The organism is Rhodopseudomonas julia (assembly GCF_030813515.1).
Taxonomy (GTDB): Bacteria; Pseudomonadota; Alphaproteobacteria; order Rhizobiales; family Afifellaceae; genus Afifella; species Afifella julia.
Map to the genome: position 1 here is coordinate 1,719,999 of NZ_JAUSUK010000001.1, position 23,795 is coordinate 1,743,793.

24 protein-coding genes are annotated in these 23,795 nt (G+C 63.6%); 9 read left to right on the forward strand and 15 right to left on the reverse strand.

The features are described from left to right. The first annotated feature begins 99 nt into the window (after positions 1 to 99). Together metX and metW are read left to right on the forward strand one after the other, a co-directional pair. Positions 100 to 1,272: a homoserine O-acetyltransferase MetX gene (gene metX / locus J2R99_RS07970; RefSeq protein WP_092813618.1), complete on the forward strand. Its 1,173-nt coding sequence runs from the start codon at positions 100 to 102 to the stop codon at positions 1,270 to 1,272. After that, the gene (metW, locus tag J2R99_RS07975) at positions 1,269 to 1,907 is read left to right on the forward strand and encodes a methionine biosynthesis protein MetW (protein ID WP_370642436.1); all 639 of its coding nucleotides are present in this window, start codon (positions 1,269 to 1,271) and stop codon (positions 1,905 to 1,907) included. Before metX ends, metW begins: the two co-directional genes overlap by 4 nt. A 16-nt stretch (positions 1,908 to 1,923) precedes the next feature. Here metW and J2R99_RS07980 read toward each other — a convergent pair whose 3' ends face one another. Next, the gene (locus tag J2R99_RS07980) at positions 1,924 to 2,664 is read right to left on the reverse strand and encodes a class I SAM-dependent methyltransferase (RefSeq protein ID WP_307154179.1); all 741 of its coding nucleotides are present in this window, start codon (positions 2,662 to 2,664) and stop codon (positions 1,924 to 1,926) included. Positions 2,665 to 2,846: 182 nt separating this feature from the next. On the opposite strand from J2R99_RS07980, the gene gloB reads away from it, so the two are divergent. Both gloB and J2R99_RS07990 read left to right on the forward strand, forming a co-directional pair. Beyond that, positions 2,847 to 3,617 (forward strand): hydroxyacylglutathione hydrolase, encoded by a 771-nt coding sequence (gene gloB, locus J2R99_RS07985; protein WP_307153901.1) that lies wholly within the window; start codon positions 2,847 to 2,849, stop codon positions 3,615 to 3,617. Between the two features lie 47 nt (positions 3,618 to 3,664). Beyond that, positions 3,665 to 4,096 (forward strand): cupin domain-containing protein, encoded by a 432-nt coding sequence (locus J2R99_RS07990; RefSeq protein ID WP_307153902.1) that lies wholly within the window; start codon positions 3,665 to 3,667, stop codon positions 4,094 to 4,096. Here J2R99_RS07990 and yddG read toward each other — a convergent pair. From yddG to J2R99_RS08010, 4 genes are all read right to left on the reverse strand, one after another. Then, positions 4,045 to 4,959 (reverse strand): aromatic amino acid exporter YddG, encoded by a 915-nt coding sequence (gene yddG, locus J2R99_RS07995; RefSeq protein ID WP_307153903.1) that lies wholly within the window; start codon positions 4,957 to 4,959, stop codon positions 4,045 to 4,047. The two genes, J2R99_RS07990 and yddG, sit on opposite strands and share 52 nt — an antisense overlap. Positions 4,960 to 4,970: 11 nt before the next feature. Next, positions 4,971 to 5,912 (reverse strand): YihY/virulence factor BrkB family protein, encoded by a 942-nt coding sequence (locus J2R99_RS08000; protein ID WP_307153904.1) that lies wholly within the window; start codon positions 5,910 to 5,912, stop codon positions 4,971 to 4,973. A gap of 71 nt (positions 5,913 to 5,983) precedes the next feature. Then, positions 5,984 to 6,709, reverse strand: coding sequence for an acetoacetyl-CoA reductase (phbB, locus tag J2R99_RS08005; protein ID WP_307153905.1), 726 nt, complete (start codon positions 6,707 to 6,709; stop codon positions 5,984 to 5,986). A 234-nt stretch (positions 6,710 to 6,943) separates the two neighbouring features. Next, positions 6,944 to 8,119 carry an acetyl-CoA C-acetyltransferase gene (locus J2R99_RS08010; RefSeq protein WP_307153906.1) on the reverse strand — a complete coding sequence of 392 codons (1,176 nt, stop codon included), beginning with the start codon at positions 8,117 to 8,119 and terminating at the stop codon, positions 6,944 to 6,946. Between the two features lie 278 nt (positions 8,120 to 8,397). On the opposite strand from J2R99_RS08010, the gene phaR reads away from it, so the two are divergent. Next, positions 8,398 to 8,979 carry a polyhydroxyalkanoate synthesis repressor PhaR gene (phaR, locus tag J2R99_RS08015; RefSeq protein WP_128290730.1) on the forward strand — a complete coding sequence of 194 codons (582 nt, stop codon included), beginning with the start codon at positions 8,398 to 8,400 and terminating at the stop codon, positions 8,977 to 8,979. A gap of 150 nt (positions 8,980 to 9,129) precedes the next feature. Here phaR and J2R99_RS08020 read toward each other — a convergent pair whose 3' ends face one another. The 3 genes from J2R99_RS08020 to mtgA all read right to left on the reverse strand — a co-directional run bounded on the left by J2R99_RS08020 (position 9,130) and on the right by mtgA (position 12,141). Then, on the reverse strand, positions 9,130 to 10,848 hold the full coding sequence (locus J2R99_RS08020; protein ID WP_307153907.1) for a diguanylate cyclase domain-containing protein: 1,719 nt from the start codon (positions 10,846 to 10,848) through the stop codon (positions 9,130 to 9,132). A gap of 233 nt (positions 10,849 to 11,081) precedes the next feature. Next, a complete protein-coding gene (rpmF, locus tag J2R99_RS08025) occupies positions 11,082 to 11,267 on the reverse strand; it encodes a 50S ribosomal protein L32 (RefSeq protein ID WP_092813648.1) in 186 nt (61 codons plus the stop codon). Positions 11,268 to 11,400: 133 nt separating this feature from the next. Then, positions 11,401 to 12,141: a monofunctional biosynthetic peptidoglycan transglycosylase gene (gene mtgA, locus J2R99_RS08030; protein WP_307153908.1), complete on the reverse strand. Its 741-nt coding sequence runs from the start codon at positions 12,139 to 12,141 to the stop codon at positions 11,401 to 11,403. A gap of 52 nt (positions 12,142 to 12,193) precedes the next feature. Between mtgA and J2R99_RS08035 the strand changes: the two genes are divergently transcribed. Both J2R99_RS08035 and J2R99_RS08040 read left to right on the forward strand, forming a co-directional pair. Next, a complete protein-coding gene (locus J2R99_RS08035) occupies positions 12,194 to 13,117 on the forward strand; it encodes a polyprenyl synthetase family protein (RefSeq protein ID WP_307153909.1) in 924 nt (307 codons plus the stop codon). A gap of 227 nt (positions 13,118 to 13,344) precedes the next feature. Further along, complete coding sequence (locus tag J2R99_RS08040; protein WP_307153910.1) at positions 13,345 to 14,295, forward strand: aldo/keto reductase; 951 nt, start codon at positions 13,345 to 13,347, stop codon at positions 14,293 to 14,295. 92 nt (positions 14,296 to 14,387) lie between these two features. Here the strand turns inward: J2R99_RS08040 and denD are convergent, their stop codons facing one another. The 3 genes from denD to J2R99_RS08055 are packed head-to-tail and all read right to left on the reverse strand — an operon-like array spanning position 14,388 to position 16,910. Next, the gene (denD, locus tag J2R99_RS08045; RefSeq protein WP_307153911.1) at positions 14,388 to 15,371 is read right to left on the reverse strand and encodes a D-erythronate dehydrogenase; all 984 of its coding nucleotides are present in this window, start codon (positions 15,369 to 15,371) and stop codon (positions 14,388 to 14,390) included. 44 nt (positions 15,372 to 15,415) lie between these two features. Then, positions 15,416 to 16,093, reverse strand: a complete 678-nt coding sequence (locus J2R99_RS08050; RefSeq protein WP_307153912.1) for a GNAT family N-acetyltransferase — start codon at positions 16,091 to 16,093, stop codon at positions 15,416 to 15,418. Beyond that, a complete protein-coding gene (locus tag J2R99_RS08055) occupies positions 16,086 to 16,910 on the reverse strand; it encodes an isocitrate lyase/PEP mutase family protein (protein WP_307153913.1) in 825 nt (274 codons plus the stop codon). Before J2R99_RS08055 ends, J2R99_RS08050 begins: the two co-directional genes overlap by 8 nt. 73 nt (positions 16,911 to 16,983) lie before the next feature. Here J2R99_RS08055 and J2R99_RS08060 point away from each other — a divergent pair, with 73 nt between their 5' ends. Continuing rightward, positions 16,984 to 17,190 (forward strand): hypothetical protein, encoded by a 207-nt coding sequence (locus J2R99_RS08060; protein WP_307153914.1) that lies wholly within the window; start codon positions 16,984 to 16,986, stop codon positions 17,188 to 17,190. Positions 17,191 to 17,249: 59 nt separating this feature from the next. Then, entirely contained in the window at positions 17,250 to 18,446 is a 1,197-nt protein-coding gene (locus J2R99_RS08065; protein ID WP_307153915.1) for a pyridoxal phosphate-dependent aminotransferase, read from the forward strand. On the opposite strand, the gene J2R99_RS08070 is transcribed toward J2R99_RS08065, so the two are convergent. The 4 genes from J2R99_RS08070 to J2R99_RS08085 form a co-directional block, all read right to left on the reverse strand. Continuing rightward, complete coding sequence (locus J2R99_RS08070) at positions 18,436 to 20,034, reverse strand: TRAP transporter large permease (RefSeq protein WP_307153916.1); 1,599 nt, start codon at positions 20,032 to 20,034, stop codon at positions 18,436 to 18,438. The genes J2R99_RS08065 and J2R99_RS08070 overlap by 11 nt on opposite strands. Before the next feature lie 12 nt (positions 20,035 to 20,046). After that, entirely contained in the window at positions 20,047 to 20,754 is a 708-nt protein-coding gene (locus J2R99_RS08075; RefSeq protein WP_307153917.1) for a TRAP transporter small permease, read from the reverse strand. Between the two features lie 113 nt (positions 20,755 to 20,867). Beyond that, positions 20,868 to 21,872 (reverse strand): DctP family TRAP transporter solute-binding subunit, encoded by a 1,005-nt coding sequence (locus J2R99_RS08080; protein ID WP_307153918.1) that lies wholly within the window; start codon positions 21,870 to 21,872, stop codon positions 20,868 to 20,870. A 329-nt stretch (positions 21,873 to 22,201) separates the two neighbouring features. Continuing rightward, positions 22,202 to 23,746, reverse strand: a complete 1,545-nt coding sequence (locus J2R99_RS08085) for an alpha,alpha-trehalose-phosphate synthase (UDP-forming) (protein WP_307153919.1) — start codon at positions 23,744 to 23,746, stop codon at positions 22,202 to 22,204. Positions 23,747 to 23,795 lie beyond the last annotated feature (49 nt).

Below are 23,795 nucleotides of genomic sequence, written 5' to 3' on the forward strand. Positions count from 1 at the left end.
GCTTCGCTGCATAGCGAGCCGGCCGGCCGGACGCAAAGAAAAGATTGACAGGCGCGAAGCTCGCTTCCTAAGCCGCTCAACCACCGAAGGAACGTCGCTATGGATGCCGGTGTGCCAAATCACGCCACCGCCGCTGCCCGGCAGGTGGATTGCCCTTCAAGCCTCTGCATGGCTTTTGCGGAGACCCTTGCGCTCGACGGCGGCGATGCGCTGCCGAGCTTTCAGATCGCCTATCAGGTCTACGGGACGCTCAACGCCGACAAATCGAACGCCATTCTGGTCTGCCATGCGCTGACCGGCGATCAGCATGTCGCCAACGAGCATCCGGTGACCGGCAAGGCCGGCTGGTGGTCCTTGATGGTGGGGCCGGGCCGGCCGATCGACACGGACCGCTATTTCGTCATCTGCGCAAATGTGCTCGGCGGCTGCATGGGTTCGACGGGACCCGCCTCGTCGAATCCTGCGAACGGCGAGCCCTATGCGCTCGATCTGCCGGTCATCACCGTGCGCGACATGGTGCGGGCGCAGGCGCGGCTCGTCGACGAGCTCGGCATCGAGAAATTGTTTGCGGTGGTCGGCGGCTCGATGGGCGGCATGCAGGTCCTGCAATGGGCCGTCAGCTATCCCGAGCGCGTCTTCGCCGCGATCCCGATCGCGACCGCGCCGCGCCACACCTCGCAGAATATCGGTTTCAACGAAGTCGGCCGGCAGGCGGTGATGGCCGATCCCGATTGGTGCGGCGGCAAATATCTGACGCTCGGCAAGCGGCCGGCGAAGGGACTCGCCGTGGCGCGCATGGCGGCGCACATCACCTATCTGTCGGAGAGCGCGCTGCACCACAAATTCGGCCGGCATCTGCAGGACCGCGAGGCGCTGACTTTCGGCTTCGATGCCGATTTCCAGATCGAATCCTATCTGCGCCACCAGGGGATGACCTTCGTCGAGCGCTTCGACGCGAACTCCTATCTCTATCTGACGCGGGCGATGGATTATTTCGACCTGGCCAAGGATTATCGCGGGCGGCTGGCGGATGCTTTCCGGGGGGCCACGTCGCGCTTTTGCGTGATCTCCTTCAGCAGCGACTGGCTGTTTCCGACGGCCGAGAACCGTTCGATCGTGCATTCGCTCAATGCGTCGGGTGCCAATGTCTCCTTCGTGGAGGTGGAGACGGATCGCGGCCACGACGCCTTCCTGCTCGACGAGCCGGAGCTGTTTCGCACCGTCTCCGGCTTTCTGCGCGGTGCAGCACGGGTCAGGGGGCTGGCGGAATGAGCGAGATGCAATTGGCGACCATGGCGGCGGATCCGGACCGCGTCGATCTGCGTGTCATCGCCGGCTTCGTCAGTCCCGGTTCGCGGGTTCTCGATGTCGGCTGCGGCGACGGGGCGCTTCTGAAGCTCCTCGCCCAGGAAAAGGGCGTCGACGGACGCGGCATCGAATTGTCGCAAAGGGGCGTGAACCAGGCGGTGGCCGAGGGGCTTTCCGTGATCCAGGGCGATGCGGACCGTGATCTCGAAACCTATCCGGACGGCGCCTTCGATTTTGCCATTCTGAGCCAGACGCTGCAGGCAACGCGCAATCCGCGCACGGTCGTGGAAAATCTTCTGCGCATCGGCCGGCGGGCGATCGTGTCGTTCCCGAATTTCGGCAATTGGCGCATCCGCAGCCAATTCATGGTCTGGGGACGCATGCCGATCACCTCCAACCTGCCCTACAGCTGGTACGACACGCCGAATATCCATTTCTGCACGATCAAGGATTTTCTCACCCTGACGGGCGAGATCGATGCCACGATCGAGGACGCGGTCTGTCTCTATGGGGAGGGCAAGCGGATGACGCAGACGGCTCCCTGGACGATCTGGAACCTGTTCGGCGAACAGGCCGTCTTCGTTTTGAGCCGCGGCTAGCGCGCCGTAGCCCTGTTCAGGTCGCGTCGATCATCCCGACGCCCGGTTGAAGCGCCGGCTTCAGCGCCGGGCGGAACGCCCGTTTCGCCTTCACCGTGGTGGCCGGCATCACCACCTTTTGCGCATAGACGCAGGTGACGCCGGAAAAAGCCGGCCAGAGATTGCGGCCGAGTTTTTCGATGGCGGGCGACAGGCTGAGAAGCGAGCGGCTCTGCGTCGGCCACATATGGAGCGCAGTCGTCCAGGCGGTGACGTTGAAGCCGGTCTCCTGCAGAAGAGATTTCAGCTGGCCGCGCGAATAGGGGCGGCCATAACCGAAGGGTGAGGTCTCGACGCGCGCCCAGGCGCCCTGGCGATTGGGAACGACGATGAAGACGCGACCGTTGTTGGTGAGAACACGGCGCATCTCCGCCATCAATTCCGGCGGTTGCGACGACGTTTCGAGCGCATGGACGAGAATCGCAAGATCGATGGCGGCATCGGGCAGAGGCAGGCAGGTCTCTTCCACGAGGGCCGTCGCCGAACGGCTGGCGCAGGGCCATTCCATGACGCCCTGCGGCGCCGGCATGAAGGCGAAGACGCGTTCGGCACGGCCGAGCTGGGGGCCGAGATAGGGGGTGGCGAAGCCGAGGCCGAGGACACGGTCGCTCGGCCCGACATTGATCAGCCGGTGCATACTTTCACGCACATGCCGCGTCACCATTCTGCCGAGAAGGCTTGCGTAGAATTCGCGCAGATCGACGACGTCAAGATGCATCACGAGAACCTGCCAGACCTTCCTCCGTCAGCGCCGCGGCGCTGGGACCCAACTGCGCCCCATCGTCTAGCATGCCTTGCTCACGGCTTCATGGCGGGAAATATCGCCCTATACTGGCCGCACGCCAACACCTAACGCCAACACCGAGCGTCCAGCGCAACCCAATCGAGAAGGAGAACGCCTTGGCGGCACTCGAAATCGTTCAGTTTCCGGCCCGTTCGGACAATTACGCCGTTCTGGTGCATGACCCTGATTCCGGCGCGACGGCGGCCATCGATGCGCCCGAAGCCGATCCCATCATCGAGGCGCTTCAGGCGCGGGGCTGGGTTCTCACTGATATTTTCGTGACCCACAAGCATTTCGACCATATCGAGGGCGTGCCGGCGCTTCGCGAGACTTTTTCGGCACGCACCATCGGTCCGCGCAAGAGCGCGGTCGCGACCGCGCTCTACGACAAGACGGTGGAGGACGGCGAGACCTTCCAATGGGCGGGCCGCACGATCCAGGTGCTGGGGACGCCCGGACATACGCTCGACCATCTCGCCTATTATTTCTCCGAAGACGGCGTCGCCTTCGTCGGCGATACGCTGTTTGCGCTCGGTTGCGGCCGGGTTTTCGAGGGCTCGGCGGAGCAGATGTGGAATTCGCTGCAGAAGCTGCGCGCGCTGCCGGACGAGACTGTCGTCTATTGCGGGCACGAATATACGCTCGCCAATGCGGAATTCGCCGTCAGCGTCGATCCCGACAATGAAAAGCTCGCCGAACGCAAGAAGGAAGTCGAAGCGTTGCGCCAGGACGGGCATGCGACGCTGCCGACGACGATCGCGCTCGAAAAGGCGACGAACCCGTTCCTGCGCGCCGATGATCCGGCATTTCAGCAGGTGCTCGGCATGGAAGGCGAGGAGCCCGTCGCCGTCTTTGCCGAGACGCGCAAGCGCAAGGACAATTTTTGAGCGACGGGCGGAAAATGATGCCGGGAGAACGCCGGACCGAGCACCGGATGGAGAGCCTGAGCGCGGAGGAGGTGATTGCCCTCCTGAAGCTCATGCCGCATCCGGAGGGCGGGCATTTTCTGGAGACGTTTCGCGATGAGCGGGAGGCCGGCGGACGGGCCGCCGGCACGCTCATCTATTTCCTTCTGGCTGCAGGCGAGCGCTCGCACTGGCATCGCATCGATGCGAGCGAGGCCTGGCATTTTTATGCCGGAGCGCCGCTCGCTCTCGAGATCGCCGAAGAGGGGATGGCGCGGCGCCGGCATCTCCTCGGGCCCGATCTTCTCGCCGGCGAACGGCCGCAATGCGTGGTCCCGGCCTTTGCCTGGCAGGCGGCGGAAAGTCTCGGCGCCTGGACGCTCGTCGGTTGCAGCGTGGCGCCGGGCTTTCAGTTCGAGGCGTTCGAGCTGGCGGAAGCAGGCTTCGAGCCCGGTCTCTGACGCGAGAAGCGGCCGCCCCTTGCGGCAAGAACGGCGCCGCCGGTGATGAGAAGCGCGGCGATGGCGATCTGCGGCGTCAGCACGCCGTAGCCGGCGGCAATCAGGATGATCGTGGAAAGAAGCGGTGCGGCGTAGCTCGTCACGCCGAGGAGCTGGATGTCGCCGCGTTTGACGCCGATGTCCCAGACATAGAAGGCCGCGCCGACGGGCATCAGGCCGAGGCCGAGGACGGCGAGCCATTCGCCGCCGTCTGCCGGCCACACTGTGGTTTCGAAGAGAAGATGCGCGATCGCCGCGCCGATCGCCGTCGTCAGGCAATAGCCGGCGACGATGCCAGTCGGTACCGAGGCGAGGCGGCGCGAGAGCACGGAATAGCTCGACCAGGTGAGGGCGCAGCCGAGCGCTGCGACATAGCCCAGAGTGTAGCGCGCATCGAAGCTCAGGCTCTCGCCCCTCGTGACGATGAGAACCGTGCCGGAGAGGCCGAGAAGCGCGCCCACGAGATGGTACCAGCGCAGTTTTTCGCCCGGCAGAAGCGCCGAAAAGACGACGATCAGAAGCGGCCAGAGATAGGCGATGAGACCCGCTTCCACCGGCGGGGCGTTTCTGAGTGCGGTGAAATAGAGGGCGTGATAGCCGAAGAGGCCGACCGTACCGAAGACCCAGACCGACAGCGGCTGACGCAGTTCATGAAACCGGCCCTTGGCCCAAAGCCAGATGAAGCCGATCGCGGTGCCGATTGTGAAGGTGAGGGCGGCAAGCTGGAAGGGCGGAACATCGCCGCTCGCGGCGGTGAAAAGAGCGAGCAACGCCCACATCAAGACGGCGGTCGTGCCGAGCGCGGTGGCGAGAGAACGGCTCATGCGGAAGCTCCTCAGCGCCGACCGAAGGGCAGACGGAGTTGGTGGCGCATCATCCAGGTTTCCTTGCGATTGGTGATCTCGTCGTCGATGGCGCGGTTGAGCTCCGCACCGTACTGGAAGATGAGCGCCTGGATATAGAGGAAGAACATCAGCGCCACGATGCCGCCGAGCCCGGCATAGGTGGCGGAATAATTGGCGAAGACGGAGATGTAGAAGGAGAAGATCCGCCCCGCCACCCACCACAGCGCGACGGTCAGGATGACGCCTGAGGCAAGGACGCGCACGCGGCGGTGGTTTGCCGGCAGGAAGACGTGCACCGAGGTCAACATGGCGACCATGACGAGGAAGAGGATCACGCGGCCGCCGACGGAGATCATCTCCTGATAGAGCGCCTGGTCGGGGAAATAGGCGCGCACCACGGCAAGCCAGATCGGCAGGGCGACGCCGAGAGCCGAAACGACGATCAAAAATGCCATGCCGAGAAAGACGAAGATGACGCTGCCGCCGTAGCGGTGCAGGAAGTTGCGCTGGTCAGAGCAGCGATAGGCCTTGTTGAGCGCTTCGCGCACGGCCTCCACGGCGCCGGTGATGGAGACGAGCGTCACGAGAAGGCCGATGGTGATCAGGCCGCCATTGCGGCTGTCGAGCACCCGATTCACTTCCGGTTCGATGGTTTTCACCATGTGTTCCGGCATCACCTGGAAGGCTTCCCGGGTGAGATAATCGGCGAGTTCCTGGCCGCCGAAGACGCCGGCGAGCGCGATCAGGAACAGGAGAAACGGAAACAGCGCGAAGATCAGCGAAAAGGCGATGGCGCTCGCCAGCATGATGCCGTCATGACGCAAAAGCCCGGAGATGGCGTTGATATTGACGCGCCAGAGGAAGCGCAAGGCGCGCCAGATCAGCCGGACCAGACGAACGGGCCAGATCTCCTCGCTGTCGCCAAATGCCATGATCGCCTATCAGCAAGGGCGGGTCGTTAAAAGGAAGCGACCGCATGCCCTTGCCGTCTGCAGCCGATCTATCAGGGCATGTACTGGCCGCCGTTGGCCGTCAAGGTGGAGCCGGTGATGAAGCCGGCGTCATCGGATGCCAGAAAGACGACGACGCGGGCGACTTCCTCCGGTTCTCCGAGGCGGCCGACGGGAATCTGCGGCAAAATCTGCTTGTTCATCACCTCTTCTGGGACGCCCTTGATCATCTCGGTGGCGATGTAGCCCGGGGAGATGGCGTTGACGGTGATGCCCTTGCGGGCGCCTTCCTGGGCGAGCGCCTTGGTGAAGCCGAGCTCGCCCGCCTTCGAGGCCGAATAATTCACCTGGCCGATCTGGCCGCGCTGGCCGTTGATCGACGAGATGTTGATGATGCGGCCGAAGCCGCGCTCGCGCATGCCTTCCCAGACCGGCCGGCACATGTTGAAGAGTGATCCAAGATTGGTCTCGATCACCTTGTGCCACTGCTCGCCCGTCATCTTGTGAAACATGGAATCGCGGGTGATGCCGGCATTGTTGACGAGAATCTCGACGGGGCCGAGCTCTTCTTCGACCTGGCGCACGCCCTGGGCGCAGGCCTCCTCGTTGGACACGTCCCATTTGTAGACGGGAATGCCCGTCTCTTCCTTGAAGGCGGCGGCCTTTTCGTCGTTGCCGCAATAACTCGCCGCAACTTGATAGCCGGCCTCCTTCAGTGCCTTCGCAATGGCGGCGCCGATGCCGCGGGTTCCACCTGTGACCAACGCAGTCCGTGCCATGTATTTCCCCCCGTTAGTGGCTCCTCAAAGAGCTCGTTACCGTCCTGGTATGTGACCAGGATGACGAAAACCTTGAGCTGAGCAAGGGCATTCATGCATATCGCGCGTGAAAATTTCTCTGTGGGAAGAATAGCTCAGGCCATAGGCTGTCGGCGGAGGCGCCGAAGCGGCGCCTCCGTCACTGAAGGATTGGTGGGACCGCCCCCGGCGAATGCACGGTGGGCGTGATGGGGCTTAGGGGCGCTCCACGCACATGGCGACGCCCATGCCGCCGCCGATGCACAACGTGGCGAGCCCCTTTTTGACGCCGCGGCGCTGCATCTCGAAGAGAAGCGTCGTCAAAACCCGCGCCCCGGAGGCGCCGACCGGGTGACCGATGGCGATGGCGCCGCCATTGACGTTGACGATCTCCGTGTTCCAGCCGAGATCCTTGTTGACCGCACAGGCCTGCGCGGCAAAGGCCTCGTTGGCCTCGATGAGCTCGAGGTCGTCGATCGTCCAGCCGGCCTTCTCAAGTGCCCGGCGCGAGGCGGGGATCGGCCCCGTTCCCATCACGGCCGGATCGACGCCGGCGGTGGCCCAGGAGACGATACGGGCGAGCGGCTCTATGCCCCGCTTTTCGGCCATCTCGGCCGTCATGATGACAGCGGCTGCCGCGCCGTCATTGATGCCGGAGGCGTTGCCGGCGGTGACGGAGCCTTCCTTGTCGAAGGCCGGACGCAGAGCGGAAACCTTGTCGATCGTGGTGCCGGCGCGGATATATTCGTCGTCTTCGACCACCGTGTCGCCCTTGCGGCCCTTCACGGTGACGGGAACGATCTCGTCCTTGAAGCGGCCGGCCTTTTGTGCGGCTTCGGCCTTGTTCTGCGAGGCGACGGCGAAACTGTCCTGCTGTTCGCGGGTGATCTGCCACTGACGGGCAACGTTCTCGGCCGTCACGCCCATGTGGTAGCCGTTGAAGGCATCCAGGAGCCCGTCCCTCAGCATGGTGTCGACCATCTTGTAGTCGCCCATCTTCACGCCCTGCCGGAGATAGGCCGCATGCGGGGCCATCGACATGGATTCCTGGCCGCCGGCGACGATGATGTCGGCATCCCCCTGGGCGATCTGCTGCATGCCGAGCGCGACCGCGCGCAGGCCGGAGCCGCAGAGCTGATTGATACCCCAGGCGGTCGTCTCTTTCGGGCAGCCGGCTGCCATGGCAGCCTGGCGGGCCGGATTTTGTCCCTGAGCTGCGGTGAGGATCTGGCCGAGGATGACTTCCGTCACTTCATCCGGCGACACACCTGCACGTTCCAACGCGCCCTTGATGGCAACCGCGCCGAGATCGTGCGCCGGCACGCTGGCGAAGGCGCCGTTGAATGATCCGACTGGTGTGCGTGCGGCACTCGCAATAACGATATTGGGCAAAAGCTCCTCCTCTTTCGGGCCTGTCCATGGGGCGATTGTCGATCGCTAAGGCAAAAAAAGCAGCATTCGTCGGCCCGCCAATACAAAGTTAAAGAGCGCGGCTGCCATGGCTGTCAACGAGGGGTAGAGCCGGAATTGCGCGCAAAAGTGCGGGGATTTCAGACAAAGCCGGACGTCTGCGCTGTTGGGCGCTGCAAAAAGAATTGGCAACGACTGCCTATTTCCCGTTATCCTGCCCGCATGAGGCGAATGAGTTCCAAAGCGGAAACCAGCACTGCATGAGCCAAGAGACCCCAACCGTTATCAAGAAATACGCCAATCGGCGTCTCTACCACACGGGCACCTCGACCTATGTGACGTTGGAAGATCTCGCCGAGATGGTAAAAGCCGGCGAAGATTTTACTGTCACAGATGCCAAGACCGGAGAGGACATTACACGTGGTGTCCTCGGCCAGATCATCTTCGAGCAGGAAAACAAGGGGCAACATCTTCTGCCAATTGCCTTTTTGCGTCAGCTGATCCGGTATTACGGGGACAGCATGCAAACCTTCCTGCCCACCTATCTTGAAACCTCGCTATCGGCCTTCAGCCGCAACCAGGACAAGCTGCGCGACCAGATGAGCCGTGCGCTCAAGGGCGACGCTTTCGGTGCGATGGAGGAGCAGGCGCGGCGCAACATGGACATGTTCACCGAGGCGATGCGCATGTTCACACCCTTCCCGCAGGCGGGTTCTGCAGCGGGCACGCGTTCGGCACCGCGAACGGCCGAAGGCCAGGCGGAGGAGATCGAGGCGCTGCGCGAGCAGCTTCGCGAGATGCAGCGCACGATCGAGACGATCGCGAGCGAGCGCAAGCAATAGGAGATTGTTGCGGCGCGAGATCCTGATCGAATTGGACTTGCGACCGCAGCCGGCTCTTTGGAGACCGCCCGACAAAATCAAACGGGCGAGATCAGCCCGCCCATATCAGCGCGGCGGGCGGATTAACGCGGCGAAATCAACGTGGCGAAATCAGGCCGGCTTCTTTTCGATGAGAGGGAAGCCGGCTTTTGCCAGGCGCGCCTCTTCCTCGGCGGATGCGGCCCCCGAAACGAGCGCCCTCAGACCCATCGCGGCGACAAGGTCGGCCGTGCTTGCCCAGGCACGGTCCTCGGCCTCTGCCTCGTCCATACGCAATTGCGCAAGCTCAAGCTCCAGGAATTCCAGGCCCATCTTCGCTAAGGGCCGGGTCTCCCAGAATCGGCCGTCGAAGCGGCGTGCCGCAAGCGTCGCGCCGAGGGCGCGCACCCCCTCCACGAGTTCGGCGGCCTCTGCGCCGCGGGCCAGCAGCGTGTCGAAGGGCACGGCGACGATGAGGCGGTTCGGGGCGCCCGATGTCTCGCGCAGGATGCGCTCCAGATTGGCGAGCCACACTTCGTTCAAGAGCGCTCCGGTGGAGACGCCGAGACAGAAACGCTGCTTCGGTGCGGCTGCGAGGCGCTCACGCGCGAGATAGAGAAGTCGCATATCGACGAGCTGAGCGAAGCCCAGCCCTTCGGCGCGATCGACGGCCTTGCCGGCGGGGATGAGCTCTCCGTTCTCGTTCAAGAGATGCGGTGCGAGATGCAGAAAGACCGTCTTGCCGGTCGCAGCATCGCGCACGGGGATCTGCGACAGGATGAGGCGGCCTTCGCGCAGGGTGCGCAAGAGCTCGTCGACATCGTCTTCGCGGGCTTTCTGGGGCTCGCCGATGCCGGGTTCGTCGGCTCTGTCGAGGACGAGGTGGCCGCCGCCGGCCTTCTGGGCACGCATGAGCGCACGGCGCACGGCATCGAGGCAATCGCGCATACCGTCGGCTTCGGTGCCGGAAACGACGAGCGCGCCGACCGAGACGACCGGCACGACGACGCGGTCGCGCAACGGGACGGAGACCGTGTTCATCCGCTCGGCGATGCGCTGGACGGCCGTCTCCGCCTCCTGCGGGTCGATGCGGTTCAAGATGATGCCGATCTCGCCCTCGGCGAGTTCGCCGACCACATCGGTGTCGCGCACGGTCTTCTCGAGGGTGGTGGCGAATTCCTGCAGGATCGGATCGATGATCTGCGGCCCGTATGTCTCGGCCGCCAGCTTCAAATTGTCGATTGAGACGACGGCGAGGATGAAGGGAACGGCATAGTGCTGAGAGACGGCGAGTGTGTCTTCCAATAGCCGTAGAAGATGCGCGCGTTCTTTGAAGAACCGGGGTCTTTCGGTTCCTTGCTGATCGCCGGGCCCGTTCGGTTGTACGCGCACCGCGCCACGGGCGAGAACCGGCTCGCCTTCGTGATTGCCGTACCAGCGACCGCGATCGCGGACCCAGATCTTGCGCTTGTTGCCTTCTTTGCCGACGCGCAAAGCGTAGGTGACCTCGTAAGGCACCCCGTCGCCGTAATCGACGGCGATCGCGTGGCGCACCGCCTGGGTGCGGTTCATCAGACTGTCGGAATCGACGAGGGAATCGAAATCGCGCCCGTGCTCGATCTTGCGAAGATTGGGAATGCCGAGGGCGCCGGCCGCATTGCTCGCCCAGCGCAGCTTGTCCGTCACAAGATCCCACTCGTAGACGGTTTCGCCGATTTCGGTCAGGATTGCTTGTGCGGTGGCGCCGGCGGCGGGGTGCTGAGACGCGGCCGCCGCGGCCACGACCGGTGTTAAATCCGGCACGTAGTCGCTACGCGAACCCGCGACTTTCTTCGTGCTGCGTTTTGCCAATCCCGCCGGCCCTTTTCCCCACGACCAGAGGCAATTGTGGCAGAGCGGGATAAATCGCCGGTTAAGAAACGTAACCGGATTCTTCGCCGCCCTTTCCCGGCATGAGACCGAGAGTCGCGGGGGGCGGATAAGTCTGAAGCCTGTGTCTGGGCAAGAGGTGCGCCCGACGCGAAAAGGCCGGCGCGAGGCCGGCCTTTACAAAACTCCCGAGCTCTTAAGCCCGAAATCGAACCTTAGACGGATGCCTTCGGCTCGAGGATCTGACGTCCGCGATACTTGCCGGACTTCAGGTCGATGTGATGCGGACGGCGAAGCTCGCCGGAATCCTTGTCCTCGACATAGGCGGGCTGCTTCAGCCCGTCAGCGGAACGCCGGAAGCCGCGCTTCATCGGCGTGGTTTTTCTTTTCGGAACAGCCATTTCAAGCTCCGTGAATGGATTTAGCGGGCAACGCCCATAGCCGGACGGCCCGCGACATGCAGGCTCGACGTTTGGCCGCCATATAACCTCTCAAAGGCGTTTTGGCCAGCGGTTCGATAAAAATAGCGGGCAACTACTTCTTCAGGCAGTCGACATGCGGCCCGGCCGCTGCGGCGCGGCGGGAGAAGAGCCTGGCGAGATCGCGCGTCACCGGGCCGGGATTGGCCGGGTTGCGCAGGTCCGGGGCCGGCAAGGTCGCGGCGAGACGTGCCCCCTCGGTGCGCGTGAGGCTCGCCGCGGAGCGTTTGAAATAATGCCGGGCGGCCGCCTCGGCGCCATAGATGCCACGGTCCCATTCCACGACATTCAGGTAGATTTCCAGAATGCGCCGCTTCGACAGGACGAGGTCGGCGTAGAGCGCGAGCGGAAATTCGACCGCCTTGCGGACGTAAGAGCGGCTCGGCCACAAGAACAGGTTCTTGACCGTCTGCATGGTGATGGTGCTTGCGCCGCGCATTTCGCCGCCCTTCTGCGCTTCGCGCCAGGCGGCCCGCAATTCGCCGAGATCGATGCCGTGATGGCGGCAGAATTTCGCGTCCTCGGCCATCACCACAGCGTTGACGAGGTTGGGGGAGATGTCGTCGAGGGTGACCCAACTGCGTTCAATTGGCGCGCCGCCCAGGCGCTTGATCAGCATCAGTGTCGTCACCGGCGGGTTGACGATGGAATAGATCGGAATGAGAAGCAGCGGCAGTATAAGAACAAGGAGGAACGTCAGGACGAGACGGCGAAACCATGATCGGCGCCGCTTGCGCGGTCGCTCCTCCTCCGGCTCAGGGCCGCGAGGTGCTGTCGCGTTGCTTTCTTCCGCCATTGCCTGCAACTGATCTCTCCGCCGTCCTCACCGTCCTGCTTGCTGCAAAATCATGACAATCACAACATCAGCAAATCCAAGCCGCTTTCTTCCGCTCCACACGGCGTTTGTCGAGCGCCTCAACGGAGAGCTCGACGCCGTGCTTCAGCCTGAGCGCCTCGACGCCGTCGGGGCGGCGCCGGAGCGCCTCGTTGCCGCCATGCGCCATGCGCTACTTGCCGGCGGCAAGCGGCTCAGACCTTTTCTGCTTGCCGAAACGGCGCGCCTTTTCGGCCGCGACGACGAGTTTCTCAGGGCCGGTGCGGCCGTCGAATGCCTGCACACCTATTCGCTCATCCACGACGATCTGCCGGCGATGGACAATGACGACCTTCGTCGCGGTCTGCCGACCGTGCACCGCGCCTTCGACGAGGCGACGGCCATTCTCGCCGGCGACACGCTCCTGACTTTGTCGTTCCAGCTTCTCGCCGAGCCCGACACGCATCCTGACGCCAAGGTGCGTTCCGAACTCGTTCTGATGCTCGCAAAGGCGACCGGGGCGGGCGGCATGGCGGGTGGTCAAATGCTCGATCTCGCCGCCGAGCATGCGACGCTCACCGCCGATCAGGTGCGCAATCTGCAGGCCATGAAGACCGGAGCGCTCATTGCCGTCTCCTGCGAAATGGGTGCCTGCCTTGCCGGTGCGGGCGAGGAGGATCGCGCCGTAGCGCGCGATTTCGGTGCGGCACTCGGTCTCGCCTTCCAGATCGCCGACGATCTCATCGACAAGCAATCGACGAGCGAGGAGGCGGGGAAGGCGACGGGCAAGGACGAGGCGGCCGGCAAGGCGACGCTCGTGCATCTTCTGGGCGCGGAGGAAGCCCGCCGGCTTCTCGACGCCACCATCGCCGAGGCGGAGACGATGATGGGCCGCTACGGCGAACGCGGCGAAACGCTGGTGGCGGCGGCCCGCTTCATCGCCCAGCGCAGCCACTGAGCCGCTTCTCGTTCCGCGTCCAAGGCGGTTTCTTTCGGTCGGCCGGGCCCCGGTTGCGCGCGCCCGGCCGAGGGCGTTTTGCGGGTTTTGCGAAGAGCGTTTTTTCCAGACTTATTTTGTGGGGCGGTCGGTTCCGTAAATGCGGAGGCGGGCTATCTCTCTTGCCATCGGACATTTTGCGGCCGCATCGATCAGGTCGATGTCGGCCACCAGCAATGGAGTTTTAGATGGACAAGCGGCTTTTGGGACGGACCGGCCTCGAGATCTCTCCCGTCGTCTTCGGCGGCAACGTTTTCGGCTGGACGGCCGACGAGGCGACGAGCTTCGATCTCCTCGATCAGATGCTCGATCTTGGCCTCGACACGATCGATACTGCGGACGTCTATTCGGCCTGGGTCGACGGCAACAAGGGCGGTGAATCGGAAACGATCATCGGCAAATGGCTGAAGGCGGATCCTTCACGGCGCGACAAGATCGTACTCTTCACCAAGGTCGGCTCGGAAATGGGTGAGGGCAAGAAGGGCCTCTCGGAGCGCTGGATCATGCGGGCGGTGGAGGATTCGCTCGCACGCCTCAACACCGATTATATCGACCTTTATTTCTCGCACTGGCCGGATGCCGACACGCCCTATGAGGAGACGCTCGGCGCTTATGACAAGCTTCTGAAAGCGGGCAAGATCCGCGCCGTCGGAGCCTCCAACCTCGACGCCGCGCAGCTCGGCGAGGCGCTGAAAGTGGCCGAAGACAAGGGCCTGCCGCGCTACGAGGTGCTGCAACCGGAATACAATCTCTACGACCGCTCGAAATTCGACGGGGCTTTGCGCGATCTCGTCATGCGCGAGGAGATCGGCGTCGTGACCTATTACAGCCTCGCTTCCGGTTTCCTCTCCGGCAAGTACCGCTCGAAAGAGGATCTCTCGAAGAGCAAGCGCGGCGCCGGCGTCGCCAAATATCTCGATGATCGCGGCATGCGCATACTCGATGCGCTCGACAAAGTGGGCGCAGCGCATGAGGCGAAGCCGGCCGAGGTGGCGCTCGCCTGGGTGATCGCGCGAAAGGGCGTGACGGCGCCGATCGCCAGTGCAACGAGCCGCGAGCAGCTGCAAAGCCTAGCCAAGGCGGCGGAGCTGCAGCTTTCAGCCGACGATGTCCGCATGCTCGACGAGGCGAGCCGCTGAGGCCGGGCCCTCTCGGCCTGCCTTTCGCGAGATGACCGGGATCAGAGAACCGAGGGTGGTTCTCTGATCCTCAAAAGTGCCAGAGAGCCGCTTCAGGCGAGGATCGGCGGCTTGCCGCCGTGCTCGTCTTCGACATGGGCGCGCACGATGCCCGCGAAATCGCTCTCGGCCTCGAAGCCGTGATCGCGGGCGCGGCGGGCCGCAACATTTGCCGGCCAGTTGTGGACGAAGCCCGCGATCGTCGCGTCCGGCTCCTTGCGAATGAGGGCGACGGCCTTGTCGCCGCCGATTTCCCGGAGTGCGGCGATCTCCTCGCCTACGCTGGCGCTGACGCCGGGCATGGCGAGCGCGCGGTGGCCTTTGAGCGCGTCGGTGTCCATCGTTGCCGCGTGGAGGAAGAAGTTCACGGCCGAGCGCGGACTGGCGAAAAAGTGCCGGACATCCTCGCCGACCGGCAGGACGGTCTCTTCGCCCTTCAGCGGCTCACGGATGATGGAGGAGAAGAAGCCGGATGCGGCGCGGTTCGGTTTGCCGGGCCGCACGCAGATCGTCGGCAGGCGCAGGGCAATCCCGTCCAGGATGCCGCGGCGGCTGTAATCGCAGACGAGCAATTCGCCCATCGCCTTCGCGGTGCCGTAGCTTGTCAGCGGGCGCAACTCGACATCGTCCGGGATCGGATCGGCAAAGGGCGGTCCGTAGACGGCAATCGACGAGGCGAAGACGAAGCGGGGCGTATAATTGGCGCGGCGGATCGCTTCCAGAAGCGCCCGCGTGCCATCGAGATTGATGCGGTAGCCTTTGTCGAGGTCGGCCTCCGCCTCGCCGGAGACGACGGCTGCGAGATGGAACACGACGTCCGGGCGTTCAGCCATCACATGCTCGATCAGGGCATGATCGGTCATGTCCCCGACGACGGGAAAGATCGCTGTTTCTTCGGAGCCGTAAGTGTGCGGCTCGACGATGTCCTGAAGCGTGATCTTGGTCACCGGCCTGCCACCGAGCGAGCCCGTCGTGACCAGGTTCTCGGCAATCTTGCGCCCGATCATGCCGGCGGCACCTGTGATGAGAATGTGCATGGCGGCTCCTTGTTTTTCTGGGCCGCCCGGGCGGGCAGCCTTCCTCACGCCGTCTTGCGGAAATCCTGAAGGCGGCGAAGTTGTTTCCCGTCTTCGTCAAAATTCTTCGGATCGAGCCAGGAAGTGAGCGCGGCGCGGCGCGCCGGCCATTCGCTGTCGATGATGGAGAACCAGGCCGTGTCGCGGTTGCGGCCCTTCATCACCAGATCCTGGCGGAAGATGCCTTCGAAGGTGAAGCCGAGCCGTTCGGCGGCACTTCTGGAGGCGGCATTCGCCGCGTCACATTTCCATTCGTAGCGGCGATAGCGCAGATCGTCGAAGACGTGGCTCGCCATCAGTGCCATCGCCTCCGTCCCGCCGGCGCTGTTTTGCAGAAGCGGCGAATAGGCGATGGAGCCGACTTCGGTCGAGCCATGGTCGGGACGGTTGCGCATATAACTCGCCATGCCGACAATCTTGCCGTCGGAGAGGCGGCGGATGACGAGCGTGCGCCAGCCGCCTTCGGTGATCGCCTCGGAGACGGTGCGCTCCATGATGTCGGCCGACGCGAAGGGGCCGATCGCCATATAGCGCCAGATGGCGGCATGGGCGGCGCCGCCGAGCGCGGAAAAGAGACCTTGGCGGTGCGCCGACCAGGCGAGCGGCTCGAGCCGAACGCGTCGACCCTCCAGCACCTTGTTGCCCGGAAGGGCGCGGGGAGACCAGGAAGTGAGATCAGTCATCATCGTCGAGAGGGTGTGTGAAAGCGCCGTCGAGGGTGGAGGATTTTGCCGCCCCGGAGAAGGCGAAGCGGCGGTGGGTGAGGGCATTGGCGGCGTCGAGAAAGGCCCCGAGCGCGACTTTATTGAGGCCGGAGCCGATCGACACGCGGTGCACGCCGAGCCTTTCGAGGGCTGCGATGTCGTCGGAGATGCCGCCGACGCCGCCCAGCACGTTGACGGGAACGGAGATGGCGCCGGCAATGGCTTCCACCTCCTCGCGCGTGGTGATGCCCGGCGCATAGACGACATCGGCCCCGGCAGCCTCGAAGGCGCGCAGACGCTTCACCGCTTCGTTGACGGGATCGGAATGGCGGACGAGGAAGGTCTCGGTGCGGCCGGTCAGGACGAAATCGGGATTGGCCTTCGCAGCCGCCTCTTTGGCGGCTTCGAAGCGGCGGAGCGCCTCGTCGAGCGGATAAAGCGCGCCTTGACCCAGATCTTCGATCGAACAGCCGGCGAGGCCGCAATCGATCGCCTGACGGATGGTTTCACCAACCTCCTCCGGCGTCTCGCCGTAGCCCGATTCGAGGTCGCCGTTGACCGGCAGAGAGGTCGCCGAAACGATCGATTTCGCATGGGCGAGCGCCTCCTGCCGGCTCACACGGCCGGCAGCGTCCGGGCGCCCGAGCGACCAGGCAAGGGCTGCCGAAGAGGTGGCGAGCGCCTCAAAGCCGAGATCGGCGAGGAGCTTGGCGGTCCCCGCATCCCAGGGATTGGGCATGATGAAGAGCTTGTCGCGGGCGTGCAGAGCACGGAACGTGGCGGCTTTGTCGCTCATCAGGTCCCCTTGGGTCACATCCCGGCCAGGGGTACCATTTCCTCACCGGCGGCAGCAATGAGGTCCGTGTCGAATGTCGCGAGTGGCAGGCTGCGGAGAAGGGGTTCGGCAGGCGGAAGCTGTGTCGGAGGAAGAGTTTCGACGGCGCATGGCCGCCTGGGACGACATCATGGAACTTGCGCCGCCGCGCGACCCCGATCTTCGCTGGGAAGATGTCGAGCGGGAGATGGACAGCCTCTTTGAGGGCATGGACGACGAGGAGCGCCCCCCTTCTCTGTGAGCGGAGGGACTTTATAAGGGGAGCGACTTTTCGCACACCGATATCGAAAGCGCATTTCCATGACCCTCACGACCATTTCCGGCTTCGATCGCATCGGCGAAGAAAATGCCTTTGCCGTCCTGGCGCGTGCCGGGGCGCTCGCCGCTGAAGGCCGCGACATCGTCAATCTCGGCATCGGCCAGCCGGATTTCAAAACGCCCGAACATATCGTCGAGGCGGCGGTGAAGGCGCTCAAGGACGGGGCGCATGGCTATACGGATGCGACCGGCATTCTGCCGCTGCGCGAGGCCGTGGCGCGGCGCATGCGTGCCACCACCGGCGTCGAGGTCTCTCCCGGCAATGTCATGATCGTGCCGGGCGGCAAGGTGACAATGTTCGCCGCGATCTTGATGTTCGGCGAGCCGGGCGCAGATATCCTCTATCCCGATCCGGGCTTTCCGATCTATCGCTCGATGATCGAGTTTACGGGCGCGCGGCCGGTGCCTGTGCCGATCCGCGAGGAGAATGGTTTTGCCTTTTCAGCCGAGGAGACTTTGTCGCTCCTGACGCCTGAAACACGGCTCGTGATCTTGAATTCACCGGCCAATCCGACCGGCGGCGTGACCCCGAAGGCGGAGATCGACAAGCTGGTGGCAGGGCTTGCCGAGAGGCCCGACATCGCCATCCTCTCCGACGAGATCTACGATCAAATGGTCTATGACGGCGAACGCCATGTCTCGCTTCTCGGCTATCCGGAGATCGCCGACCGCCTCATTCTCCTCAACGGCTGGTCGAAGACCTGGGCGATGACCGGCTGGCGCATGGGTTGGTCGATCTGGCCGGACGCGCTTTACGACAAGGTGAGGAAGCTCGCCGTCAACGCCTGGTCCTGCGTCAACGCCCCGGCGCAATATGCCGGGATCGCCGCGATCGACGGGCCGCAGGATGCGGCGGACGAGATGATCGCCGCTTTCGACCGCCGGCGCGGCGTCGTCACCGAACTCCTCAACGAACTGCCGGGCGTCTCATGCATCACGCCGAAAGGCGCGTTCTATGCCTTCCCGAATATTTCGAAGACGGGCTTCAAGGCGAAGCCGCTCGCCTCAGCACTTCTCGAAGAGGCGGGTGTCGCGCTGATCGGCGGCCCGGATTTCGGCGTGCACGGCGAAGGCTATGTGCGCGTCTCCTACGCCAATTCGGAGGAGAACATCCGCCGTGCGGTCGATCGGATCGGGGATTTTCTGACGGGCGCAAAGGCCCGCCAGGTCAGCGCGTAACGAGTTCCGGTCCCATCAGGATGGTCGGCAGGAAGGTCGAGATCCACGGCACGTAGGTCACGATCACCAGGAAGATCATCAAGATGCCGGTGAAGGGGAGTGCCGCCTTCACCACGCGCACGAGATTCATGCCGGTTATGCCGGAGGTCACGAAGAGGTTGAGCCCGATCGGAGGGGTGATCATGCCGATCTCCATGTTGACGATCATGATGATGCCGAGATGGATCGGGTCGACGCCGAGCTGGATGGCGATCGGGAAGACCACGGGCGCCACGATCAGCAGCAGGCCCGACGGCTCCATGAACTGACCGCCGAGGAGAAGCAGCAGGTTGACCGCGATGAGGAAGGTGAACCAGTTGAAGCCGGCTCCGAGCATCCAGTCGGTGATCGTCTGCGGAATGCGTTCCGACGTCAGCACATGCGCGAAGAGGAGCGCGTTGACGATGATGAACATCAGCATGATCGTCGTCTTGCCGCTGTCGACGAGCACCTTGCGCGTGTCGCGATGGAAGCAGGCGGCCGGAAAGCCCAGGACGATGTCTTTGATGCCACGTGCCCATAGAGGCAGGCTCGCCACCAGCGCCTTCGGCGCGCCCGTCCCCTCGCGCCAGGCGAGATAGGCGACGAGCGCCACCAGAGAGACGACGATCGCCAGCATCTGGCGCGTCTGGAGCGTGGAATCGGGCACCAGGAAGAAGCCGAAAATCAGAATCGTGACATAGAGTGTGAAGGCATAGACGAGGCCGAGGAAGCCGTTGCGTGCGGCATGTCCGTCCTCCTCGCGCACCCATTTGCGACCCTTGAGGGGGCCCATGTCACGATAGATGAAAAGGGCCACCAGGAACGCATAGACGGCGGCAACGGCTGCGGCCTCCGTCGGGGTGAAGGCGCCGCCATAGATGCCGCCCAGGATGACGACGATCAGGAAGAGGCCGGCCGCCGCATCCTTGCCGGCGGAGACGATTTCGCCGAAGCCCGGAAAAGGTTGCGGCTTCAGCCCACGGATGCGGGCATTGATGTAGATGCCGACCATGAGCATGACGCCGGCGAGGAGACCCGGAATGACGCCGGCGAGGAACATGCGCCCGACCGAAACATCGGTCGCCGCCGCATAGACCACCATGACGATCGAGGGCGGGATCAGGATGCCGAGCGTACCAGCATTGGCGATGATGCCGGCTGCGAATTCCTTCGAATAACCGGTCTGACGCATGGCGGCGATGGCGATCGTGCCGATCGCCACCACGGTTGCGGGCGATGAACCCGAGAGAGCCGCAAACAGCATACAGGCGAGGACCGACGCCATGGCGAGGCCGCCGCGCATATGCCCGACCGAGGCGATGGCGAAACGGATGATGCGCTGCGCAACGCCGCCGGTGGAGAGAAATGCCGACGCCAGGATGAAGAACGGAATGGCGAGAAGCGTGTAGTTCTGCGAGGCGGTGAAAAGCTGCAGAGCCACCGAGGACATGGAATCGGTGGAGAAGAACGCGATGACGATGACGCTCGACAGGCCGAGCGCGATGGCGATCGGCACGCCCAGAAACAGAAGGGCGAGGACGAGCACAAAAAGGATCGAGGATTCCATATCGGCGCGGCTCTAGCGAGGATCGTGGGGGCGTCGGCCGTAGCCGTGCGGATGCGTATGGGTGATGGAGCCTTCGAACGGCTCTTCCTCGTCTTCGTCGTCGTCGAGAAGGCCTTCGTTTTCGGCGACGAGCTCTTCGGCTTCATGGGCGGCGACGATGAGTTCGCGACGCCCGGCGATGATGGCGACCGTCGCCTGCAGCGACCGCAGGGCGAGAAGGAAGAGGCCGATCGGCAGCATGAGATAGGCGACCCAGCGCTGCACGCGCTCCGGCGCGCCAAAAGTCTCCTGAGCCCAGACGGGATAACGAAGATCGTCGAGACCGAGGGGCAGATGGTAGAAACGTGTCCAATAGGCGATCGCGCCGCCCTTCGAATTGGCGCCCAAATATTGCAGCCAGTCGGAATAGAGCAGGATCACAGCATAGAGCAGCACCGTGAGGGCGCCGAAGATCGCCGCAATTTTGAACAGCGGCCGCGGCAATGCCCGGATCATGACGTCGACGCCCAGATGCGCGCCGATCTTCACGCCATAGGCCATTCCGAAGAGGATGAGCCAGGCGAAGAGGATGCGGGTGAATTCAAGCGCGCCGGTCCAGCCGGAATGGAAAACGTAGCGGGCGACCACCTGGGTAAACTGGGTGAGCGTCATCGCCGCCAGGAGAAGCGCGATGAAGTTCTCTTCCAGGTGGGTGACAAAGCGCTTGGCCCTCGTGCGCATGGGCTGTCCCTCCGGGGCAGGCGGTCGCCTCAGACAGCGACCGGTGCCGGCCAGCGTGTGCCGGCCGGACGGAAGTCTGCGCCCCGGCGGGGCGGGGCGCAGAGAGGCTCAGATCAGTTGTTGCCGGCCGCGACGGCGGCGTCGATCACGTCCTGACCGACATCGTCGCGGAACTGATCCCAGACCGGCTTCATGGCGTCGACCCAGGCCTGGCGCTCTTCAGGCGTCAGCTCGCGCACGGTGCCACCGGCATCGATGATCTTCTGCTTGGCCTCTTCGTTGATCTCCTCGGCGCGCGCATTGTACTCCGCGCTCACCTCTTTGAAGATCGACAGGAATTGGTCGCGCACGTCGGGCTCGAGACCGTCGAGCCATTCCGTGGATGTGACTGCCAGATACGTCAGAAGCTGATGGTTGGTCTCGGTGATGCCGTCCTGCACCTCGAAGAACTTCTGGGTGTAGATGTTGGACCAGGAATTCTCCTGACCGTCGACGACACCCGTCTGCAACGCACCGTAGACTTCCGAGAAGGCGAGCTTCTGGGCATTGGCGCCGAGCGCTTCGATCATCGCCTCGGCGACGTCGGAGGTCTGGATACGGAACTTCAGGCCCTTGGCGTCTTCCGGCTTGACCAGCGGCTTGTTCGCCGAGAACTGCTTCAGGCCGTTGTAGATGTAGCCGAGGCCGATGAAGCCCTTGTCCTCAATGGCGTGGAGCAGCTTCTCGCCCTCTTCGGAATTGGAGAAGGTGTTCACCGCCGTCATGTTCGGGAACAGGAACGGAAAGTCCCAGATGCGATATTTCTTGGTGTAGGCTTCGAACTTCGCCAGGGACGGCGCGGCCAGCTGCACATCGCCGAGAAGCAGCGCTTCCATCACCTTGTCGTCGTCGAAAAGCTGGGAGTTCGGGAAGACCTGCATGCAGGCCGTGCCGTCCATCTCCTTGTTGACGCGCTCGGCCAAGGCGGCCGCCATTTCACCCTTCGGGTGACCCTGGGCGGCAACGACATGGCTGAACTTGATGACCATTTCACCATCGTCGCAGCCGTCCTGCGCGAAGGCGGGGCTGGCAGCCGCCAGCATTGCTACTGCGGCGAGACCGCCGAGGAGCTTATTCATTGGAGTTCCTCCCTGAACTTCTGACTTTTGAAGACAAGCGCAAGAGCAAGGCCCGGCGCAAGTCTCCTGCTGCCGGGCCGTTACGTTGCCCCGGACCTTATACGATTGGCTCTTGTGGATTGGCTAGAGCAATTGTCCTAGCCACAAAGTCGAAGACGCGGCCGGAAATGAAACGCTTTCAGGCATTAAGGCACAAACTGGAGATAGCGTCGCAGGCAGTCTAAGCCGCGCCCGATATACGTTTGCCGGGCCCTAAAAGCACTTATGGGCCTTGAGGAATGACCTCAAGACCCACCTATGTGCCTGCGACAGTTCGCCTGTAGAGCGCGTTAAAGCACGCGGCTTCCGAGATAAGGGAAGGGGCGTTTGGGTTCATCGGCGTGCGGCCGTGCGCCCTTCGGGAGCTTCGGGAAACTCTCCTCGGCGCGGGCCCGTTTCGGCTCCACCGCATTCGGCCTTTTGCCGGAGGCGGTCGGTGCGGAGCGAACCTGCACCTTCTTGTCGGCGCGCTCTTCAAGGGCCTTCAGGATGGCGTCGCACCAGGCCTGAGCGGTGCCCTTGCTGATGCGGTCGAACATCGCCTGCCAGCGCTCCTTGCGCTCTTCGCGCGACATGTTGAGCGCTTGCTGCAGGGCCCGGGCGAGGGAGGCGGTGTCGTATGGATTGACGATCAGCGCTTCCGGCATCTCCTTCACCGCGCCGGCAAAGCGCGACAGGACGAGAACGCCCGGATCGTCGGGATTTTGGGCCGCGACATATTCCTTGGCGACAAGATTCATGCCGTCACGCAAGGGGGTGACGAGGCCGACGCGGCTTGCGCGGTAGATGCCGGCGAGAGCGCGCCTCGTGAAGCCGCGGGTCATGATGCGGATCGGCACCCAATCGAGCGCCGAGAAGGCGCCGTTGATGTGCCCGGCGAGCTCTTCAAGCTCGCTCCTGAGATCGGAATAGGCTTCCAGATCGGAGCGCGACAGCGGCGCCACCTGCATCAGGCTGACGCGGCCGCGGTTTTCCGGGTATTCCTGGAGAAGCCGCTCAAAGCCGCGGAAGCGTTCCGGGATGCCCTTGGAATAATCGAGGCGATCGACGCCGATGATCTGGTGGCGGTCGCGGAGAAGCACTTTCAGCTGCGCCTCGTGCTCCTCGGCTTCGTCGCTGACGGCGAATTCCGCAAAGCTCTGCGTATCGATGCCGATCGGGAAGGTGGAGGCGCGGAAGGTGCGGCCATAGGCTTCCAGCTCGTCATTGGGGAGTTCCCGTCCGCCAAGCTCTTCCACCACATAGCGGGCGAAATTCCGCCGATCGGAATCGGTCTGGAAGCCGATCACGTCATAGGCGGTGAGGGAGCGGACGATGCTCTGCGAGTTCGGCAGAGCGGTCATGATCTCCGGGCTCGGGAAGGGAACGTGCAGGAAGAAGGCGAGAGGCCCGCTGAAGCCCGATTCGCGCAGGCGCTCGCCCAGGACGATGTAATGGTAATCGTGAACCCAGACCATGTCGCCCGGCTGAAGCTGCGGCGTCAGCCGCGCAGCCATGCGCTCGTTCACACGCCGATAGGCGTTTTCATAGCGCTGATCGAAATTCGCGAGATCGAGGCGGTAATGGAGGAGCGGCCACAGGGTCTGGTTGGCATAGCCGCCATAAAATTCTTCGGCGTCTTCGGCTGTGAGGTCGATGGTGGAGAGGCGTACCTTGCCATGCTCTTCGATCTTGAGCGGGCCGAATGTGCCCTCATCGCTCTTTTCGCCCGACCAACCGAACCAGATGCCGCCGCGGGTGCGCAGAGCATCTCCCAGACCCACCGCCAAACCGCCAGCTTTGCCGCCGTCATGCAACGGCCCTACCCGATTCGACACGACTACGAGACGTCTCATGAGCCTGCTTTCGCCTCCGTCATTGCGCGTTTCGTGATTATCTTCATGT

What these genes read in the sequence shown, in the direction of transcription:
- J2R99_RS08065 (WP_307153915.1), top strand. Translation starts at nt 17,250, where the DNA reads ATGACCCTCACGACCATTTCCGGCTTCGATCGCATCGGCGAAGAAAAT.
- metW (WP_370642436.1), top strand. Translation starts at nt 1,269, where the DNA reads ATGAGCGAGATGCAATTGGCGACCATGGCGGCGGATCCGGACCGCGTC.
- metX (WP_092813618.1), top strand. Translation starts at nt 100, where the DNA reads ATGGATGCCGGTGTGCCAAATCACGCCACCGCCGCTGCCCGGCAGGTG.
- J2R99_RS08080 (WP_307153918.1), bottom strand. Translation starts at nt 21,872, where the DNA reads ATGAATAAGCTCCTCGGCGGTCTCGCCGCAGTAGCAATGCTGGCGGCT.
- rpmF (WP_092813648.1), bottom strand. Translation starts at nt 11,267, where the DNA reads ATGGCTGTTCCGAAAAGAAAAACCACGCCGATGAAGCGCGGCTTCCGG.
- J2R99_RS07980 (WP_307154179.1), bottom strand. Translation starts at nt 2,664, where the DNA reads ATGCATCTTGACGTCGTCGATCTGCGCGAATTCTACGCAAGCCTTCTC.
- J2R99_RS08050 (WP_307153912.1), bottom strand. Translation starts at nt 16,093, where the DNA reads ATGACTGATCTCACTTCCTGGTCTCCCCGCGCCCTTCCGGGCAACAAG.
- J2R99_RS08075 (WP_307153917.1), bottom strand. Translation starts at nt 20,754, where the DNA reads ATGCGCACGAGGGCCAAGCGCTTTGTCACCCACCTGGAAGAGAACTTC.
- J2R99_RS08060 (WP_307153914.1), top strand. Translation starts at nt 16,984, where the DNA reads ATGTCGCGAGTGGCAGGCTGCGGAGAAGGGGTTCGGCAGGCGGAAGCT.
- J2R99_RS08000 (WP_307153904.1), bottom strand. Translation starts at nt 5,912, where the DNA reads ATGGCATTTGGCGACAGCGAGGAGATCTGGCCCGTTCGTCTGGTCCGG.
- mtgA (WP_307153908.1), bottom strand. Translation starts at nt 12,141, where the DNA reads ATGGCGGAAGAAAGCAACGCGACAGCACCTCGCGGCCCTGAGCCGGAG.
- phbB (WP_307153905.1), bottom strand. Translation starts at nt 6,709, where the DNA reads ATGGCACGGACTGCGTTGGTCACAGGTGGAACCCGCGGCATCGGCGCC.
- J2R99_RS07990 (WP_307153902.1), top strand. Translation starts at nt 3,665, where the DNA reads ATGGAGAGCCTGAGCGCGGAGGAGGTGATTGCCCTCCTGAAGCTCATG.
- J2R99_RS08055 (WP_307153913.1), bottom strand. Translation starts at nt 16,910, where the DNA reads ATGAGCGACAAAGCCGCCACGTTCCGTGCTCTGCACGCCCGCGACAAG.
- denD (WP_307153911.1), bottom strand. Translation starts at nt 15,371, where the DNA reads ATGCACATTCTCATCACAGGTGCCGCCGGCATGATCGGGCGCAAGATT.
- J2R99_RS08035 (WP_307153909.1), top strand. Translation starts at nt 12,194, where the DNA reads ATGACAATCACAACATCAGCAAATCCAAGCCGCTTTCTTCCGCTCCAC.
- phaR (WP_128290730.1), top strand. Translation starts at nt 8,398, where the DNA reads ATGAGCCAAGAGACCCCAACCGTTATCAAGAAATACGCCAATCGGCGT.
- yddG (WP_307153903.1), bottom strand. Translation starts at nt 4,959, where the DNA reads ATGAGCCGTTCTCTCGCCACCGCGCTCGGCACGACCGCCGTCTTGATG.
- J2R99_RS08070 (WP_307153916.1), bottom strand. Translation starts at nt 20,034, where the DNA reads ATGGAATCCTCGATCCTTTTTGTGCTCGTCCTCGCCCTTCTGTTTCTG.
- J2R99_RS08040 (WP_307153910.1), top strand. Translation starts at nt 13,345, where the DNA reads ATGGACAAGCGGCTTTTGGGACGGACCGGCCTCGAGATCTCTCCCGTC.
- J2R99_RS08085 (WP_307153919.1), bottom strand. Translation starts at nt 23,746, where the DNA reads ATGAGACGTCTCGTAGTCGTGTCGAATCGGGTAGGGCCGTTGCATGAC.